Annotated in this window: 16 protein-coding genes; 9 read left to right on the top strand and 7 right to left on the bottom strand. The window is 36.7% G+C overall.

What is annotated here, in order from left to right; translation table 11 throughout:
* Positions 1-102 precede the first annotated feature (102 nt).
* Positions 103-1,359 (top strand): sensor histidine kinase KdpD, encoded by a 1,257-nt coding sequence (locus A6M55_RS01345; protein ID WP_041694094.1) that lies wholly within the window; start codon positions 103-105, stop codon positions 1,357-1,359.
* Positions 1,360-1,431: 72 nt separating this feature from the next.
* Complete coding sequence (locus A6M55_RS01350) at positions 1,432-2,115, top strand: response regulator transcription factor (RefSeq protein WP_015029517.1); 684 nt, start codon at positions 1,432-1,434, stop codon at positions 2,113-2,115.
* Between the two features lie 56 nt (positions 2,116-2,171).
* Here A6M55_RS01350 and A6M55_RS01355 read toward each other — a convergent pair whose 3' ends face one another.
* Complete coding sequence (locus A6M55_RS01355; protein ID WP_015029518.1) at positions 2,172-2,630, bottom strand: Lrp/AsnC family transcriptional regulator; 459 nt, start codon at positions 2,628-2,630, stop codon at positions 2,172-2,174.
* A 273-nt stretch (positions 2,631-2,903) separates the two neighbouring features.
* On the opposite strand from A6M55_RS01355, the gene ald reads away from it, so the two are divergent.
* The 7 genes from ald (at position 2,904) to A6M55_RS01390 (ending at position 11,146) form a co-directional block, all read left to right on the top strand.
* The gene (ald, locus tag A6M55_RS01360) at positions 2,904-4,016 is read left to right on the top strand and encodes an alanine dehydrogenase (RefSeq protein WP_015029519.1); all 1,113 of its coding nucleotides are present in this window, start codon (positions 2,904-2,906) and stop codon (positions 4,014-4,016) included.
* Positions 4,017-4,154: 138 nt separating this feature from the next.
* The gene (locus A6M55_RS01365) at positions 4,155-4,784 is read left to right on the top strand and encodes a viroplasmin family protein (protein WP_064196202.1); all 630 of its coding nucleotides are present in this window, start codon (positions 4,155-4,157) and stop codon (positions 4,782-4,784) included.
* A 68-nt stretch (positions 4,785-4,852) separates the two neighbouring features.
* Positions 4,853-5,563, top strand: a complete 711-nt coding sequence (locus tag A6M55_RS01370; protein ID WP_064196203.1) for a tRNA1(Val) (adenine(37)-N6)-methyltransferase — start codon at positions 4,853-4,855, stop codon at positions 5,561-5,563.
* Positions 5,564-5,648: 85 nt separating this feature from the next.
* Positions 5,649-6,623, top strand: coding sequence for a glycosyltransferase family 2 protein (locus A6M55_RS01375; RefSeq protein WP_015029522.1), 975 nt, complete (start codon positions 5,649-5,651; stop codon positions 6,621-6,623).
* A 44-nt stretch (positions 6,624-6,667) separates the two neighbouring features.
* Positions 6,668-8,998, top strand: a complete 2,331-nt coding sequence (locus A6M55_RS01380; protein ID WP_064196204.1) for a penicillin-binding protein 1A — start codon at positions 6,668-6,670, stop codon at positions 8,996-8,998.
* Positions 8,995-10,182, top strand: coding sequence for a nitrate/nitrite transporter (locus A6M55_RS01385; protein WP_064196205.1), 1,188 nt, complete (start codon positions 8,995-8,997; stop codon positions 10,180-10,182). The genes A6M55_RS01380 and A6M55_RS01385 overlap by 4 nt, the downstream gene beginning before the upstream one ends.
* Positions 10,183-10,231: 49 nt before the next feature.
* Entirely contained in the window at positions 10,232-11,146 is a 915-nt protein-coding gene (locus A6M55_RS01390; protein WP_015029525.1) for a YihY/virulence factor BrkB family protein, read from the top strand.
* Between the two features lie 116 nt (positions 11,147-11,262).
* Here the strand turns inward: A6M55_RS01390 and dapA are convergent, their stop codons facing one another.
* The 6 genes from dapA to A6M55_RS01420 all read right to left on the bottom strand — a co-directional run.
* On the bottom strand, positions 11,263-12,147 hold the full coding sequence (gene dapA, locus A6M55_RS01395; RefSeq protein ID WP_015029526.1) for a 4-hydroxy-tetrahydrodipicolinate synthase: 885 nt from the start codon (positions 12,145-12,147) through the stop codon (positions 11,263-11,265).
* Between the two features lie 158 nt (positions 12,148-12,305).
* A complete protein-coding gene (locus A6M55_RS01400; RefSeq protein ID WP_064196206.1) occupies positions 12,306-13,580 on the bottom strand; it encodes a serine hydrolase in 1,275 nt (424 codons plus the stop codon).
* A 107-nt stretch (positions 13,581-13,687) separates the two neighbouring features.
* Positions 13,688-14,122, bottom strand: coding sequence for a nuclear transport factor 2 family protein (locus tag A6M55_RS01405; protein WP_015029528.1), 435 nt, complete (start codon positions 14,120-14,122; stop codon positions 13,688-13,690).
* Between the two features lie 35 nt (positions 14,123-14,157).
* Positions 14,158-15,450 carry an MFS transporter gene (locus tag A6M55_RS01410; protein ID WP_015029529.1) on the bottom strand — a complete coding sequence of 431 codons (1,293 nt, stop codon included), beginning with the start codon at positions 15,448-15,450 and terminating at the stop codon, positions 14,158-14,160.
* A 90-nt stretch (positions 15,451-15,540) separates the two neighbouring features.
* The gene (uxaC, locus tag A6M55_RS01415) at positions 15,541-16,941 is read right to left on the bottom strand and encodes a glucuronate isomerase (RefSeq protein ID WP_064196208.1); all 1,401 of its coding nucleotides are present in this window, start codon (positions 16,939-16,941) and stop codon (positions 15,541-15,543) included.
* Positions 16,942-17,178: 237 nt separating this feature from the next.
* Positions 17,179-18,924 (bottom strand): glycoside hydrolase family 88 protein (locus A6M55_RS01420; RefSeq protein ID WP_064196211.1); only part of this gene is annotated, 1,746 nt, incomplete at its 5' end.

Consider the following 18,924-nt stretch of genomic DNA (forward strand, 5'->3'; position numbering starts at 1 on the left):
TGGCCCTATTTTAAAAAAATACCAAATACTCATTTACAATTGATAGTTTTTTTTTGTAAGTGGGTGATATTTTTCATATTTTTACGAAAAAACCGTCCCGTTTTGAATAGGAATACAATCAGATTACTGGTTTTACTTGGTACGCTTTCGATTACGGGAATTATTGCTGTGCAGGCTTACTGGGTAAAACGTGCTTTCGACTTAAAAGAACAACAATTTCGTCAAACAGTCATGATTTCGCTGCGTAACGTGGCGAACAGAATTTCTACGCTTTACAAACTCTCAAAATTTGATAATCCAGTCTCTCAACTTTCTTCTGATTATTATGTTTGTAATCTCAGAATACCACTTGATGCGGATGTCTTGGAGCATTATTTGAAAGAAGAATTTCGGAAACAAAATCTAAATACACCTTTTGAGTACGGCATATATGACTGTGAGAGCGAGAAAATTGTTTATGGCTCTTACATTGATGCTAACTTTGAAGAAAATAAAGTTTCCTCAAAGCCATTACCTAAAACAGATAAATATCTCAATTATTTTGGTGTTCGTTTCCCATCCAAAACGAGTTATTTAGCCAGTAAACTTGATATTTGGCTTATTTCCTCTTTAATCACTCTTATCGTAACGGTTTTCTTTGGGTATTCGATGTTTGTTATTCTACAACAAAAACGCTTGAGTGAAGTCCAGCGAGATTTTGTAAATAACATGACTCATGAGTTTCAAACACCTATATCCACAATTAAAATTGCTACAGATGTTTTGAGTCAGCCTAAAATATTTGAGCAACCTGAACGTTTTAAAAAATACGTACAGATAATTAGGCAGGAAAATAGTCGATTGAAAACCCAAGTAGAATCGGTGTTGAATACTGCTCGACTAGAACGAGGAAAGTTTGAGTTAAATATACAGTTGCAAGAAATTCATGGGTTAATTTATGAAGTAACTGAAGGAACGCAAGCAGAATTGGAAGAAGGATTGAAAATGGAATTTAATGCTGTTCGCTCTAGTATTTATGCCGACCGTACGCAATTAGTGAGCTTGATAAGAAATTTACTTGAAAACGCTATAAAATATTCCTCTAAACCTCCAAATATTACGATTCGTACCGAAAATACAACGGAAGGTTTGGTCTTGTCGGTTATTGATAAAGGAATAGGTATTCCGAAGGAAAGTATTGATAAAATCTTTAAAAAATTCTACCGTGTACCTACTGGAAATTTGCACAATGTAAAAGGATTTGGCTTGGGTTTGAGCTATGTCAATGAAATTGCTAAGGCTCACAAATGGCAACTTAAAGTTGAAAGTGAAGTAGGGAAGGGAAGTATCTTTAGTGTAATTATAAAGCAAGAAAGTTAGTAAATTACTAATTGAATATAATAGATAAAACTATCTATTTCATTGACTGTGAACCCAATCTGTTGACTAAAAATGCCCAAAATTTTATACGTAGAAGATGACCCCAATTTAGGGTTTGTGACGAAAGATAATCTCGAACTCGAAGGATACGAGATTGCTCATTTTCAAGATGGAAAAGAAGCATGGAAGAGCTTTACTAAAGAAAAATACGACCTCTGTTTATTGGATGTAATGTTACCCGAATTAGATGGGTTTTCTTTAGCTGAAAAAATTCGTAAACAAAACCAGCAAGTTCCAATCATTTTTCTTACTGCCAAAGCGATGCAAGAAGACCGCATAACTGGCTTGAAGATTGGTGGTGATGACTACGTAACCAAACCCTTCAGTATAGAAGAACTGAACCTAAGAATCAAAATTTTCCTTCGTCGTAAAGAAATTTCAAAAGAATCTATTCAAGGACATTCTGCGTGGAAAATGGGTTTATATGAATTTGACTACCAACAATTAAGTTTAAAATCAAATACTAAAATAGAGCAGCTTACGCATAGAGAAGCCGAGGTATTAAAGTTTCTGTGCGAACGCCGCAATCAAGTTATTAAGCGTGAAGAAATCCTAACGGCAATTTGGGGCCGCGATGATTATTTCCTAGGGCGTAGTCTCGATGTATTTGTTACTCGTCTTCGTAAAATGCTTTCAGAAGACTCCACAATCAAAATAGAGAATATACATGGAATAGGCTTTAAGTTTACCTGTTAATCTCATCATAAAGATTTAAGGTAAGAATCCTAATCCTTCACAGCTTAAAAGCATTACTAAATTGGAATAATAGTAGTGCTTTTTACTTCCGACATGACGAAAAAACTATGTATTAGCGATACTCCCGAAATCAACGAGAGTTTCTGTTGGTGAAATTGATGATAACTTTCCATATTAGGAACGATTATTTTAAGCATATAATCGAAGCTGCCAGATACAAAATTACACTCTACAACTTCTGGTAAGTTCATAATGGCTTGGTTGAAGGCCTCAGAAGTATCGTTGGTTTGTTTGATAAGTGTTACTTGGCAATAGACGGTTAGATGTTGCCCTAATTTTCGTTTATTTAAAATAGTTACATACTTTTCAATAATTCCTTCTTGTTTCAATCGCTTTACACGGTCATGTACTGGTGTAAGCGAGAGATTTATTTGTTGCGAAATATCCTTTAATGTAAGCTGGGCATCTTCTTGTAAAAGCCTCAGAATCTTTCTGTCAGTTTCATCTAGATTCATATAAATAATTAGGTTTTATTTTCAGTTAGTTTTTAGTCAGAATTTTTTTCTCTTAGGAAATAAGAATATACACTCAATCAGAAATTATTTCTATAAAAAGAATAATTAATAATAAAATTTTCTTATTTATTCAAATATAGTAATAATATTTTCTTGATATACTAATTTTGTCTTGCAATTATACTTCATCACATATAAAACCTATCATTTTCTACTACACCAAAATGTGTAGTAGAGAAACAATTACACTTCATCTTTCAAATTAAAGTACCTATGATAATCGGAGTTCCAAAAGAAATCAAAAATAACGAAAATCGTGTAGCTCTTACACCAGCAGGTGTAGCAGAATTAAAAAAACACGGACATACAGTTTATGTACAGTCAAGTGCTGGCGAGGGAAGTGGTTTCGCAGATAATGAATATGCAGCAGCGGGTGCAACTTTATTGCCAACGATTGAAGAGGTTTATGCTATTGCCGAGATGATTATCAAGGTAAAAGAGCCAATTGAGTCTGAGTATAAACTGATTAAAAAAGACCAACTTTTGTTTACATATTTCCACTTTGCTTCATCTGAGCCACTTACACACGCTATGATTGAGCGTGGAGCAGTTTGTTTGGCTTATGAAACAGTAGAAAAGACAGACCGTAGTTTACCACTATTGGTTCCTATGTCAGAAGTGGCGGGTCGTATGGCTATTCAAGAAGGTGCTAAGTATTTAGAAAAACCATTGAAAGGTAAAGGTATATTGTTGGGTGGCGTGCCGGGTGTTCCGCCAGCAAAGGTATTGGTTTTAGGAGGTGGAATTGTGGGTACTCAAGCAGCAAAAATGGCAGCTGGTTTAGGAGCGAGAGTGGTGATTATGGATGTAAGCTTACCACGTTTACGCTACTTGTCTGATATTATGCCACAAAACGTAACAACCATCATGTCGAATCACTATAATATCCGCGAAGCAATTGCTGAAGCAGATTTAGTAGTAGGTGCGGTATTGATTCCAGGTGCAAAGGCTCCACATTTAATCACACGTGACATGTTGAAGCTAATGAAACCTGGTACTGTAGTGGTTGATGTGGCTGTTGACCAAGGAGGTTGTATTGAAACTTGTACGCCTACAACGCACGAGAATCCAACATTTATTATTGATGATATTGTGCATTATTGCGTAGCTAATATGCCGGGTGCAGTACCATATACATCTACATTAGCTCTTACAAATGCTACATTGCCGTATGCGGTTCAGTTGGCAAATAAGGGATGGAAAAAAGCCTGCAACGAAAACGAAGAGTTGAAGAAGGGATTGAATGTTGTAAATGGCAAGGTAGTTTATAAAGGTGTTGCTGATGCTTGGAATTTAGAATTAAGCAAAATCGAAGACGTGTTATAATCTTTTCAACCCTTACCCACTATAGAGTAAATAAATTATAGCCTTTTCTCTCTCGTAGAGAAAAGGCTTTTTTATGAAATAGAAATTTTACTATACGAAAATGCCTCCGAAACCCACAAAAATCTGCAATTTTGCAAAATGGCAAAGAAACAAAAATTTTATACCGTCTGGGAAGGAAGGAATAAGGGCGTTTTTGACTCTTGGGATGAATGCAAGAAACAAGTAGAGGGCGTACAAGGAGCAAAGTACAAGGCCTTTGATTCGAAGACTGAAGCCGTTAAAGCTTTAGAAGAGAATTATTGGAAACACGTACAAAAGGCTGAGCAAAAACAAACAAAGATTCCTAAATCAGCATTTCCGCCACCAATGCTTGAGTCTATTGTGGTAGATGCAGCTTGGAATTCGGTTAAAAAAGATATGGAATACCAAGGTTTTTATTTAAGAACGAAAGAACGAATATTTCATAAGGGGCCATTTCCGCAAGCTACAAATAATATTGGAGAGTTTTTGGCAATCGTACATGCCTTGGCGTTTCTGAAAAAGCAAAACTCTAACCTGCCTATTTATTCAGATTCTCGAACAGCTATTAGTTGGGTGAAAAATAAAAAAGCCAATACCAAACTCGATGAAGCTACCGGAAACCCAGAGATTTTTGATTTGCTTGAAAGGGCTGAAAAATGGTTGAAAGATAATACTTACCCAAATAAAGTTTTAAAATGGGAAACTGACTATTGGGGCGAAAATCCAGCCGATTTTGGAAGGAAGTGAGAGGTTTGAATGATCAAATGTCAAATCACTCATGATTTATATCTTCTTTCTAATATTTTAATAAAAAGATGCCTAAAAATTCATTTACATTTAAGCAATTTACTGTTTATCAAGACCAATGTGGCATGAAAGTGTGCACAGACGCTTGTATTTTTGGAGCTTCGATTGATACTAAAAATGCTCAAAGGATATTAGATATAGGTACAGGAACTGGACTATTATCGCTGATGTTGGCACAACGTACAGATGCAAAAATAGATGCTGTAGAGATAGATGAAAGTGCTTACCAGCAGGCGATTAGCAACGTTGAGAAAAGTAATTTCAGTCAAAAAATTTCTGTTTTTCATCAAAAAATTCAAGATTTTGAGTCATCTTTTCGCTATGATTTAATCATTTCTAATCCGCCATTTTATCAAAAATCATTAAAGTCAGCCGATGCCCAAACGAATAAAGCATTACATGCCGTTGAACTGAGTTTAGAAGAGTTGGTGGACGTTGTAATTCGCTTACTCAACCCAAATGGTCAATTTATTGTCTTATTACCACCTTTTGAGATTGAAAAATTGATTCAATTTGCACAAAAAAAAGGATTATATTTGTCAAAAAAAATCATGATTCGGCATAATGCTTCGAAGCCAGTTTTCAGAGTGATTGCTACGTTTTCTAATACTCAGATACAAGATATAGAAGAATCGACGTTAGTAATTCACGAAGAAGATATGAAGAATTATTCCGCCGAATTTAGAGAACTTTTAAAAGATTATTATTTAATATTCTAAAAACCATTCCCTAAACCTTTCTCGCAGGAAAGACTTTCAAATTTCTCTAAAACAAATGAGGAATGAAAAAGGGTAATTATTTCGAATGAACCAACCACTGCAAATATCAATTGTTATTCCTCTTTTCAACGAAGCAGAATCTTTACCCGAACTCCATGATTGGATTGTTCGTGTGATGACCACCCATCAGTTTTCTTACGAAATTTTGTTTGTAGATGATGGTAGTACAGATGAATCTTGGAGTGTTATTAGGCATCTTTCGGCCAATAATAAGGCAGTAAGAGGATTTAAGTTTACAAGAAACTACGGTAAAACTGCGGCATTGCAAACAGCCTTTATCAATACAAAAGGCGAGGTAGTAATAACTATGGATGCTGATTTGCAGGATAGTCCAGATGAAATACCCGAACTTTATCGAATGATTAAAGAAGAAGGGTATGATTTGGTTTCGGGTTGGAAAAAGAAGCGTTATGACCCAATTACCAAAACTTTACCAACTAAGTTATTCAATGGCGTTTCTCGTTGGGTTTCTGGGGTTCATCTACATGATTTTAATTGTGGTTTGAAAGCCTATAAATCGAGGGTGGTAAAGAGTATCACAATTTATGGTGAAATGCACCGAAATATACCGATTATTGCCAAATGGAATGGTTTCAAGAAAATCGGGGAGAAAGTTGTGCAGCATCAAGCTCGCAAATACGGTACTACAAAATTTGGTCTCGAACGTTTTATTTTTGGCTTTCTTGACTTGCTCACCGTAGCATTTGTGAATAAGTTTGGTCGCCGTCCAATGCATTTTTTTGGAACTATGGGGGTTTTATCTTTTTTAATAGGTAGCCTAATGGCCATGTATTTAATTTTCGAAAAGCTTTATAATATTAACCAAGGCCTTCGTTATAGAAATGTGACCGATAATCCACTTTTCTTCTTTGCATTGTTGGCAATAGTTATTGGCTCTCAACTTTTTTTAGCAGGTTTTATTGGGGAGCTTTTCGTCAAACAAAATTTTAAAAAAGATGAATACTTAATTGAAGAAAAAGTAGGAGTCACTGAAGAATAACACAAACTTTTCATACAATACCAACAAACACTAACCCAACAAAAATGAAGTTTCCTTTTTTTGAACTGGCAGCTGGAAAATATCGAAATATAATCAGTAATATTTGGAAATTTACTGGTTTTTCAATGATTGTTTTTATAATCTACCTGATTGCCGTTAACTTTAATTTATTTTGGTTATTTGGTAAAATGCCAAGTTTAGAAGATATTGATAATCCGAAGAGCGATGTTGCTTCCGAAATAATTTCTTCTGATGGAAAGGTTCTAGGTAAATTTTTCTACGAAAATCGTAGTCCGATTGAATTTAATGAACTTTCACCAAATATTGTTAACGCATTGGTTGCTACTGAAGATGTGCGTTTTACCGTGCACTCGGGTATTGATGCTCGTAGTACCTTACGTGTAGTAACTGGTATTTTTACTGGTCAACGCAAGGGCGGTGGAAGTACGTTATCTCAGCAATTAGCTAAAAACCTTTTTAGACTTCGAGAAGATGATTTTTATAAAGGTCCGCTCTATGGTGTTCCTGGAATTAGACAGTTGCTAATCAAAACTAAAGAGTGGATTACTGCCATTAAATTGGAGCGTAGATATACGAAGCAGGAGATTATGGAGAAATATCTCAATACGGTCGAGTTTAGTAGTGGAGCATATGGAATAAAATCAGCAGCGAAAACCTATTTCAAGAAAGAACCAAGTGAGCTTAGTTTAGAGGAAGCAGCAGTTTTGGTAGGAATGTGTCAGAATCCTTCAAGATTTAATCCTAAGTTTCACCCTGTCGCTTCAAAAGAGCGTAGAAATATTGTGTTTGACCAAATGGTAAAATACAATAAAATATCGCTTGAACAGGCTGAGAGTTTAAAAGATAAAACGATTGTCTTGAATTATTCGCCAGAAAGCCATAATTCGGGGCCAGCTCCATATTTCCGTCAGTTTTTAAAGGATTGGCTAAAAGCCGAAATAGTAAAAGAAGGCTATGAAGCGGATGATATTTATACAAAAGGGTTCAAGATTTACACAACCATTGATTCGCACATGCAAGCTTATGCCGAAGAAGCTTTGCGTGAAAACATGAAAGACCAACAGAAGAAGTTTTATGCTCACTGGAAAGGAAAGGGAAATCCTTGGGTCTTAGAATCTAAAACAAGAGAAGGAAGGTATGAAGAAATACCAAATTATATTGAAAATATTGCTAAAACCTCTCCACGTTTTCGTGAGCTAAAAGTAGAATACGATGGCGATTTGGATAAGGTTTGGCGTGATATGAATAAGAAAACAAAAATGAGGGTGTTTACATGGGCAGGTGAGCGTGATACACTGCTTTCTCCTATGGATTCTATTCGCCACTATAAATTTTTCTTGCATTCAAGCTTCTTAGCCATGGACCCTCGTAATGGGCAGATTAAGGCTTGGGTAGGCGGTATCAATTACAAACATTTTAAATACGACCACGTTTATCAAGGTAAACGTCAGCCGGGTTCAACTTTCAAGCCATTCGTTTACTGTACGGCCATTGATAATGGTTTTTCTACTTGTGAGCATGTAACAGATCAACCGATTACAATTCAGGTTCCGGGGGGGAGTTGGACTCCTAAAAACTCCGATGGAAAATATTCATATCGCTCTATGACTCTCCGTCAGGCTTTGGGACAATCTATCAATACTGTGAGTGCTTATTTGATTAATCAGTTTAAAGCAGAAAACGTAATTAAATATGCTCATAAGCTAGGCATTAAAAGTGATTTACCTGAGGTACCTGCCATCTGTTTGGGTATTGGAGATGTATCTTTATATGAATTAATGGCTGGTTATTGTGTTTTTGCGAATCAAGGAAAATATACTGAGCCACTTTTTGTAACTAAAATTACGGATAAAAATGGCGAAGTAATAAAAGAGTATTACTCTGATAGTAAGGAAGTTATCAGCCAAGAAACCGCCTATAAAATGATTCACCTGATGCGTGGTGCTACGCAGCCAGGTGGTACCGCAGCAGGGTTAGGACGTTATGGCGTATTAGATGGCAATGAGGTGGCCGCTAAAACAGGAACAACCTCAAACTTCTCGGATGGCTGGTTTATGGGTATTACACCAACACTTGTTGCAGGTGGCTGGACGGGTGGCGACGACCCAACTATTCACTTCCGTGATATAAATCTTGGGCAAGGAGCGAGGCTCTCTATGCCAACTTGGGGGGCGTTTTTCCAACGTGTATATGCTGATAAAACTCTTGAATATAAGAAAGGTTCGTTTTTGAAGCCCTCAACTGTTTCAATATCTGGCGATTGTGTATTTACTGCTGGAGAAGGTGCCTATATTGATTCAACTCAAAAATATACACCTCCAACGGCAAAACCTGCCGATGATGAGTTGTTATGATAAAAAATAGACCCTCATATCTCTTAGTTGTACTGGTTTTTGCTCAATTTGCAGGTACTACGCTTTGGCTTTCGGGGAATGCAGTTTCTACACAACTTGAAGCTGAGTTAGGTTTAAAACTTGGTGGCTGGTTGACATCTGCTGTACAAATGGGTTTTATTTTGGGTACTTTGCTCAATGCTATCTTTGCTGTACCCGAACGGGTACTTAGCTCGAGACTCTTTGTCTATTCGGCTCTTTTAGGAGCATTGGCCAATATTAGTATAACAATTTTACCATTTAATACACCAGTAGTACTAATCAGTCGATTGCTTACGGGTATGTTTTTGGCAGGCATTTATCCGATAGGAATGAAAATAGCGGCCGATTGGTATGGCAAGGATTTGAGCCGTGCCATGGGGTATTTGGTAGGGGCACTGGTCTTAGGTAAGGCATTTCCGTATTTATTGAAAGGTCTTAGCTTTGAATGGCCTTGGCGAGCGTTTTTATATTACATAAGTTTAATTGCACTTTTTGGTGGATTATTACTGTGGGTTCTTCTGCCTGATAAACCATTGCCCTCGAAACATAATCAGTTTTCAATTAAGGCTTTAGGAGCGATATTTAAGTTACCTGAACTTCGAGCGGCTGCTTTTGGTTATTTCGGACACATGTGGGAGCTGTATGCTTTTTGGGCGTTTGTACCTGCTATCTGGAAAACCTACCTGCATTATCATCCAGAAATTTCGTTTAATGTATATATCGCTACATTTGGGGTTATTGTAGTTGGTTTTTTCGGGTGTTGGCTTGGAGGGTTAGTTGCTTTGAGGATTGGAAGTGGAAAAGTAGCTTTGGTGCAATTATTAATGTCAGGTATTTGTTGTCTACTATTGCCCATTTTCGGGGGGGCTTCTATGGCTATCTTTGCTTTACTAATGTTTGTTTGGGGAGTTTCGGTAGTGGGTGATTCGCCGCAATTTTCTACCTTAGTTTCTCGTTTTGCTTTACCCGAACGCCGAGGAAGTATCATTACTCTCGTAACAAGTATAGGCTTTGCTATAACGATATTCTCTATTCAATTGATTGATTTTCTCCTTGAATTATACCCATACGATTTTCGAATATTTTGGGTGCTATGTTTAGGTCCTATCTTTGGAATATGGTCGAGCTATCGGAAATTTGCGAGTAATAGAAGCAATTTATGAGTTTTTGTGAGTAAAATTCTGCATATTTGCGTAAAAAACACTACTTTTCTTGAAAAGAGCAATTAAATTCTTACAAAATATTTATTTATGGGATACAACAGTTTCGCTGTATCATGTATTGAAAATCTTATGGAAAAAAATCGTAACTTTCGATATTGACCAGCGTGCTGCTTCCGTATCTTATAGTTTTTTATTAGCGGTTTTCCCTGGTGTAATCTTCTTATTTACGCTTATTCCATTTGTACCGATTGAGAATCTTGATGGTCTTATCATGAATTTTCTCCGTGATGCCATGCCACGGGGTATCTACGAAAATACCTCCAATACAATTCAAGACATTGTTAGTCGCCGACGCAGTGATGTACTATCATTTGGTTTTTTCTTTACTGTTTTTGCAGCAACTAATGGGATGATGGCTCTTATGCGAGCGTTTAATATGGCATTACAAGTTCGGGAAAAGCGTAGTTATTTGAAAGCTAGATTGATTGCTTTGTTCCTAACGGTACTTTTGATAGTAGTCTTAATTTCGGCTATCGTAGTATTGATTGTCGGTACAATTGTACTAGATTTTCTCTTCGATAAAGGTATTCTTAATGAAGATTTCAACTTTTACTTGCTTCAAATTATTCGATATGGAGGTATTTTTTTGATTTTCTTTTTGGGGATTTGTGTGATATACTATTTTGCACCTGCGGTTCATAAACGCTTAAGGTTTTTCAATTTTGGTGCATTTATAGCTTCAATTTTGGGTATTTTAGTTACTAATTTATTCTCTTTTTATTTAGCTAATTTCAACTCTTACAATAAGCTTTATGGTTCAATAGGAACACTTATCGCTCTTATGGTTTGGATTTATTTGGTTGCCTTAATCTTAATTTTAGGTTTCGAAATCAATATTTCAGTAAGAGATGCACTATTATTTCATGGCTCAAAAAAAGAAAAAAATACACCAGAAAATTCTTAGTTCTGCTTAATATTTCTATTAACTCATTATAAGGATTTTAGATTGAAAGCAAAAAAGAACAGGTGTCTGAGCGAAGCCGAAGACACCTGTTCTTTTTTATTCTAAATAGAAATCAATCACTGCCAAAAACCTTCGGCAATCATCGCTTTAGTAAGTTTTACTCCGAGTTCTGAAGAGGCTTTTACTAATGGTAAGCGTACTTCAGAGCTACAAATTCCTTTAATCTCGCAACATTTCTTAATACCCACAGGATTTGACTCAACGTATAAAAGAGTATCAAAATCAACAAATCTTTGCTGAATAGCTGCTGCTTTCTTGAAATCACCATTGAGGGCTGCCCAAGTCATTTCTCCAAATTCTTTTGGAAAAGCATTGGCAATTACTGAAATCACACCGCTGAAGCCCATGCTCACAGAGGTTGTCACTAGGTTATCATCACCAGAAAGCAATAAGAAATCCTTCGGACAACGCTTACTTAATTCAATGGCATTTTCAATGCTACTTGCATCTTTTATACCAATAATATTAGGGTGCTTCGCCAATTCTAGTACAGTAGGGATTTGTATGTGCGTAACTGTGCGTCCGGGTACATTATACAATAATACGGGCACTGGTGAGGCATCGGCGATAGCCGTAAAGTGAGCAATAAGACCCGCCTGAGAAGGTTTATTGTAATATGGGCAAACTGAAAGAATAGCTGTTACGCCGCTCAAATCAGTATTTTTTATAGTCTCAAGTACAACTTTAGTGTTGTTTCCTCCTAGACCATATACAATTGGTAAATTCTTTTTATTATGTTCTTTTGCAAATTTCAGTAAATCTGCTTTTTCTTGTGCAGTGGTAGTTGAGGTTTCGCCAGTTGTACCTTGTACAACAAGATAATCTACACCTCCATCAGAAGTAAAATCAATTAATCGACGGAAGCCGTCATAGTCAATTTCGTGGTTTTGGTCAAAGGGTGTAATCAATGCTACACCTACTCCTTTCAATGGATGTTCCATTATTTTAATTTTAAATTTTCGAGCTGTAAAATTCGGTAGAAAATTGTATTTAAGAAAGATTATTGCTCGAAAAGTTTGTGTTAAATATTAATTTATTTGTTTTCGTCATTGAATCTTGCTTAACTAATAAAGCCTTCAATGATGATGTTTTTATTAGATTATAACATTGATTGATATACTAATATTCTAAACTTACGCACTATTTCAGAATAGTGAGCATAAGGATGAACATTGGTATAAACTAGCATAATTGTTTCTTCTTTAGGGTCAATTGTATATTCTGAGCAGTACATGCCACCCCAAGTTAATGAGCCTGGGGTCGCATTATCGCCATAATGTGATTCTGGCGAAATAATTTGCAAACCTAAACCAAATTTATCTTGACGGTCCCACACAAAACTTTCTCCTATTTGATTGCGTCCCATGATTTCTACGGTTGAACGAGCTAATAAACGTTTGCCATTAAACTCGCCCTTATTCATTATAAATTGACAAATTTTGGCATAATCTTCAATGGTACTTAATAGACCTGCTCCACCAGAAAAATAGGTTTTCGCTCCAGAAATAGCGTATTTTCTGTAAGTTTCGTTTGTGTGAAGTGTAAGTTTATCTTCTGTACTTCCTTTAGAATAAAGTTCAACTAAGCGAGACGCTTTCGCATCAGGCACATAGAAATAGGTATCGTTCATGCCTAAAGGCTCAAGAACTTTTTTACGCAAATACTCATCAAACGACATCCCAGAAAGTACTTCAATTAGGCGGCCAATAATATCAGTGTTTAAGCCGTAAACGAATTGCGTGCCTGGGTCGGCTACGAGTGGTCGTGCAGCAATTTTATCAACAACGTCTTTTAAAATATCTTTTTCGGTTGAACAAAAGAAAGGCACTTTGAATTCGGGCAAGTCTTGAAGGGCATGTTCGTATGGAATGCCAGCGGAATGGCTGAGGAGTTGACGAATAGTTATTTCAGATTTTGCTGGACGAGTAATATACTTGCTTCTATCTTTTTCGTCATAGCTTACTAATACTCGTGGATTTTTGAATGCTGGAATATATTTAGAAATAGGTTCGTCTAAAAAGAATTTTCCTTCCTCAAAAAGCATTAAGAGCCCAATCGTTGTGATGAGTTTTGATTGTGAAGCGATTCTGAAAATATCATCTTTTTTTACCGGAATTTTGTTTTCTAAATTGCTGTATCCGAAGGCTTTATAATGTACAATCTTTCCTTTTTTTGCAATAAAAGTAACAATATTTGGAGCAATACCTTTATCTACCACACTCTGAAAGTGAGCATCTAAATGCTTTAATCGTTCACTCGAAAAGCCTACTTCTTCAGGCGTTTTAGAGAATGTAAACGATTGTGGTACTTGGGCTTTTATACCTGTAATTAGGAATAAAAATATAAATGAAAGGAGAATAGATAGGTTTTTCATAGGGGAATTCTGTTCGGGGTGCTGTTTTTACAAATATAATAAAAAAGTTGCCTGTGGTTTTACAGGCAACTTCATTTTATGGACAAGTCTGGAGACTTGTGCTACATTTAATTAGCGAGTTTCAATGATTGCCAAGTATTTAATTGCCAACCTTTTTTGCCATTTTTTGTATATACAACAGTGTATCTTAGTGGTAAAATGCTTGGTTTACCACTGGCAGTTCCTTGAGTGATAGTAACCCTTCCGTTAACTACGGCCGTTTTGCCATAATCACGAACCATAATTTCTTCTACATCAATTTTATCATAAACGCTTTTCCCATCTTTGATAGATTGAATGTATGATTGTTTGCTATCTTGTTTACCGCTTGAATGTGTGTAAACCAAGTCATCGGCAAAGACTTTTTCAAGAAAATCAAAATCTTTCGATACTTGTGCTGCAAAACGCTTGCGTTCGAGAGCTTCCACATCAGCTTTGGTATTTTGAGCCAAAGCAGCTTGTCCGAAAATGAGCGAAAAAGCTATAATTAATATTTTTTTCATTCGATTATGAATAGTTTGATAGAATACAATACATATCAAAGATTTACTTTACTCATTTTTGGCACTAATAAGTGCATAATAAGCCAAGCCAAAAGGTAAGCTCCTGCACAAATCGCAAACATGATGTAATAGGCTGTTTCGATTTGGTTGATGCTTCTGTAATACACAAACATATTTTTCTGAACAGCCCAACTTAGTAAAATTCCACCTAAACCCCCAGCCATGCCACCAATACCAACTACCGAAGCTGTAGCTTTTTTCGGGAACATATCAGATACTGTGGTAAAGATGTTTGCACTCCATGCTTGGTGAGCAGAGGCCGCGATTCCGATTACGAGGACAGCCAACCACATATTAACTTGCCCTGCCATTTGTGAAAAAATTACTGGAATTACAAATAAAGCAAAAATAAACATCGACGTTTTACGAGCTTTAAAAACAGGCATACCACGGTTGATAAGTGCCATTGGTAAATATCCACCACCGATACTGCCAACTGTAGAGATTATATAAACTACCGCAACAGGAATAGAAATTTCGATGAGCGAAAGTTTGTATTGACTTTGAAGAAAATCTGGTAACCAGAATAGATAAAACCACCAAATTGGGTCACTAAGGAATTTACCTAATGCAAAAGCCCATGTTTGGCGGAAACCCAAAAGTTTTATCCAAGGCACTTTCTCTTCATTTGGTGCTGGTTGTTCGTCATCTTTGTCAGAGTGAATATAATCGTATTCGGTTTTGCTTAATTTCTTTGAATCTTGAGGTGTAGTATAATATAATTGCCATAAAACTAACCAAATAAAGCCGATAAGACCAGTTAGAATAAATGCCCACTGCCAACCCCAAACCACGGCAATAACTGGAACGGATAGAGGAGCAATAATAGCACCGATATTTGTACCAGAGTTGAAGATACCCGTTGCCAAAGCTCTTTCTTTTCTTGGAAACCACTCAGCAGTTGTTTTAATAGCCGCAGGGAAGTTTCCAGCTTCAGTAACTCCTAAAAATGCACGAGCAATCATAAATCCGAAAGCAGAATTAGCAAATGCATGACCAATAGCCGCCAAACTCCACAAACCAGTAGCCCAAGCATAACCTTTTTTGGTGCCGAGTTTATCAACTACACCACCTGCTATGAGCATCCCGAATGAATAAAATAATTTGAAAGCAATTTCGATGTTAGCGTAATCACCGTCGTCCCATTTAAGTTCTGTTGTAAGAACTGACTTTAATAAGCTAATCACCTGTCTATCAAGGTAATTGACTGTTGTTGCAAAAAACACCAGAGCACAGATGGTCCAGCGATACTTACCGATTTTTTCCATGATTTGTTTTAGGGTTGAATATTTTAGCTGTTAGCCATTGGAAATAGCTTTTAGCTTGATATTTAATGAACTCATTCCAACAGCTAATTTTTAGAATCCAAAATAATCTTTTGCGTTGTTATAGCAAATATTCTGAACTATTTGGCCTGTCCATTTAATATCGTTTGGAATTTCGCCGTTTTCGATGTCATTTCCAAGAATATTGCATAAAATTCTACGGAAATACTCATGCCGAGGGAATGATAAGAAACTTCTTGAGTCGGTTAACATACCAATAAATCGACTCAAAAGACCCATATTCGAAAGAGCATTGATTTGTTTTTCCATGCCATCTTTTTGGTCAAGGAACCACCAACCCGAGCCAAATTGAACTTTTCCTGCAATAGAACCATCATTAAAGTTACCAATCATAGTGGCAATTACTTCATTATCGGCAGGATTTAAGTTATAAATGATTGTTTTGGCTAGTTGATTATATTCATCTAAGCGACCTAAGAACTTCGAAAGCGAAACGGCTTGAGAATAATCTCCGATTGAGTCCCAACCAGTATCTGGACCTAAAATTCTCAATGCACGTGTATTATTGTTGCGTAATGCTCCCAAGTGAAATTGTTGTGTCCAACCCAATTCGTGGTACATTACACCCAAAGCATGCAAGATGGCCGATTTGAATATGATGGTTTCTTCTGCACTTACGCCTTTGCCTGAAATTGCTTTTTTGAAAGCTGAATCAGCTTGTTCGGGTGTAAAGTCTGCTGCGTAAATTTGCTCTAAACCGTGGTCACAGAGTTGACAACCGTTGCTCGCAAAGAAATCAGCACGTGTACGAAGGGCTTTCAATAAAGCTTCGTAAGAGTTGATTTCCATATTCACGATAGTACCTAATTTTTGTACGAAAGTTGAGAAATTAGGGTTTTCTATTAATATAAACTTATCTGGACGAAACGCTGGCAACATTTTGATTTTTGCTGAAGTATCTTTATGATAAGCTTGATGGAATTCGAGTGTATCGAGTGGGTCATCTGTGGTACAAACCACTTCCACATTCATTTTACCTAAAAGGTTTCTTACCGAATATTCAGGCGATTGAATTTTAGCCGTACAGTCATCATAAATTTGTTTGGCTGTAGCAGGACTTAATACATCCTGAATACCGAAATATCGTTGAAGCTCTAAGTGTGTCCAATGGTATAATGGATTTCGGAGTGTATAAGGTACAGTTTCTGCCCATTTTTCGAATTTTTCGTAGTCAGTCGCGTCTCCAGTGCAGAATCTTTCGTTGATTCCATTGGTACGCATCGCTCTCCATTTGTAATGGTCGCCGTAGAGCCAAACCTGAGTAATATTACCAAAAACTTTATCACCCAAAATTTGGTCAGGTGGTAAGTGATTATGGTAATCAATGATAGGCATATCTTTAGCATACTCGTGGTAGAGTGTGCGTGCTGTCTTTGTTTGTAGTAGAAAATCCTCGTCTAAAAACTTCTTCATTCTTTTTTTTGACTATACGTTGTTTGATTTAGCAAAACTATTGAGTTTATTTTATTTATTCTGCCATAATATTTCTTTTTTTAATACTATTTTGATAAAGGTATTTAGTAAATGTGATTTTATCATCATTTGATACTTTTCATACCCATTTGCAGAAACAAAAATTTGACAACTCTATCAACCGTTCACGGATAAAAGTTGTCAAATCTGAGTGAATTGTTCAATCTTTTAGAATAACTATTTTACTCCCAAAGCCCATTTGGCTAAATCTTTGGCGGCACTAAAGTTTTCGTAAATGATTGGAATTCGACGTCCGTCAGTATATTCATTGTATAACCAAGGGTCTCCAACGATAAATACACTGCCTTTACCAACTTTGGCCGTTGCAATGATATTATCGCCACCTTCGCTTACAATTGTTTTGGCAGGAGCGTGTACATTGAGTGTTACTAATTCTTTGATATAAACTAATTTAGTATTTTTGAAAACAGGATTTCCCGCAGGAATATCTACACGGCCTTGTTCCCATTTGGTGCCTTGCACCATGTTTCTGCTTTTGTTCGTAAACTCAACGCCAAAGGCTTTTGCAAGTTCATTAAAGTGAGGTATTTCACAGTTAGCTGTATCATTGGCCATCATTATTAGCGTTCCGCCTGCTTTCACCCAGTCAGAAATAACTTTAATATCTGATTTTTGAACAAAATTCGGTTTTGCTGTCTCTTTTTTAGTGTCGGGGTCAACGATGATGTAAACATTTACATCTTTCAAATTCGCCGCCGTCGGTGCGGCCGAAATCGTTTTAAGTTTTGCTCCTAACTCTTGGAAGATTTGTCCCCAAACCCAAAAACCTGAGTGCATACGGTCATCCCAAGTATAGTGGAAAGATTCTTGATTCCCATTCAAATCTTTTCTGAACTCATTATTGAAGTAATTATCAACTGCTACGGTCTTGCCTTTACCGAGTGAATTTTCTGCCGCAATTTCCATTTCTACACTTGCAAAAATAAATGGCCCAAGACCCTTTAAGTCATTCTTGCGGATAGGCTCACTTAGATAATATTCGTAGCTACCATCACGGTAAGGAGTGCCGCCTAAGCCGCCAACACTTACGGTTTTGTTTAAACTAATAGTGCCATCAGCTTCTTTTTCTACAAACTCTTTCAACATTCCTGCGTAGCCTTTTTTAGCTGCGGCTAAATAGGTAGCTGGCAAATATCCTTTACGCACACCTTTGGCGAGGGTATAAACAAACATGGCTGAGCCTGATGCTTCTAAATAATTGCCTTTGCGAGTGCCAAGAGCTATCATCTGATACCAAACACCCGACTTAGGGTCTTGATATTTAACCAAAGCAGGAGCAAGCCGTTGTAGATATTTAATCAAATTTGCTCTTTCAGGGTGATTTTCAGGGAAATAATCAAGCACATCAACTAAAGCCATGGCGTACCAACCAATGGCTCTGCTCCAGAAGTGTGGAGATAAACCCGTTTTTTTATCAGCCCATTTCTGTTCTTTACTTTCGTCGTATCCATGATACACCAAGCCAGTTTTGGCATCAACGGCGTATTTTTCAATCAAGGCAAATTGCTTAGCAATATCATTGAAATGCTCAGGTTTATTAAAAATCTTGCTGTATTCAGCGGCGAACGGTTCGCACATAAAAAGGCCATCGAGCCACATTTGGAATGGGTAACGCTTTTTGTGCCAATATCCACCATCATAGGTTTTGGGTTGATTTTCAATTTGTTTCCAAAGTAAATCAGCTGCTTTCTGATACTTTTCTTTATCGGGTTGTGATTGTTGGGCAAGCATTAATAACGCACGTCCAGTTGGAATGTTATCAAGATTGAATTCATCGTATTTGTAGGTGCGAATACTTCCATCTTTTTGTATGTAACGGTCTAAATCATGGCGGATATACTCAAAGTATTTGCCATCTCCCGTGCGATACCACACTTTTTCGAGAGCTTTTAGCATTAAACC

It is taken from the genome of Emticicia sp. MM (assembly GCF_001649495.1).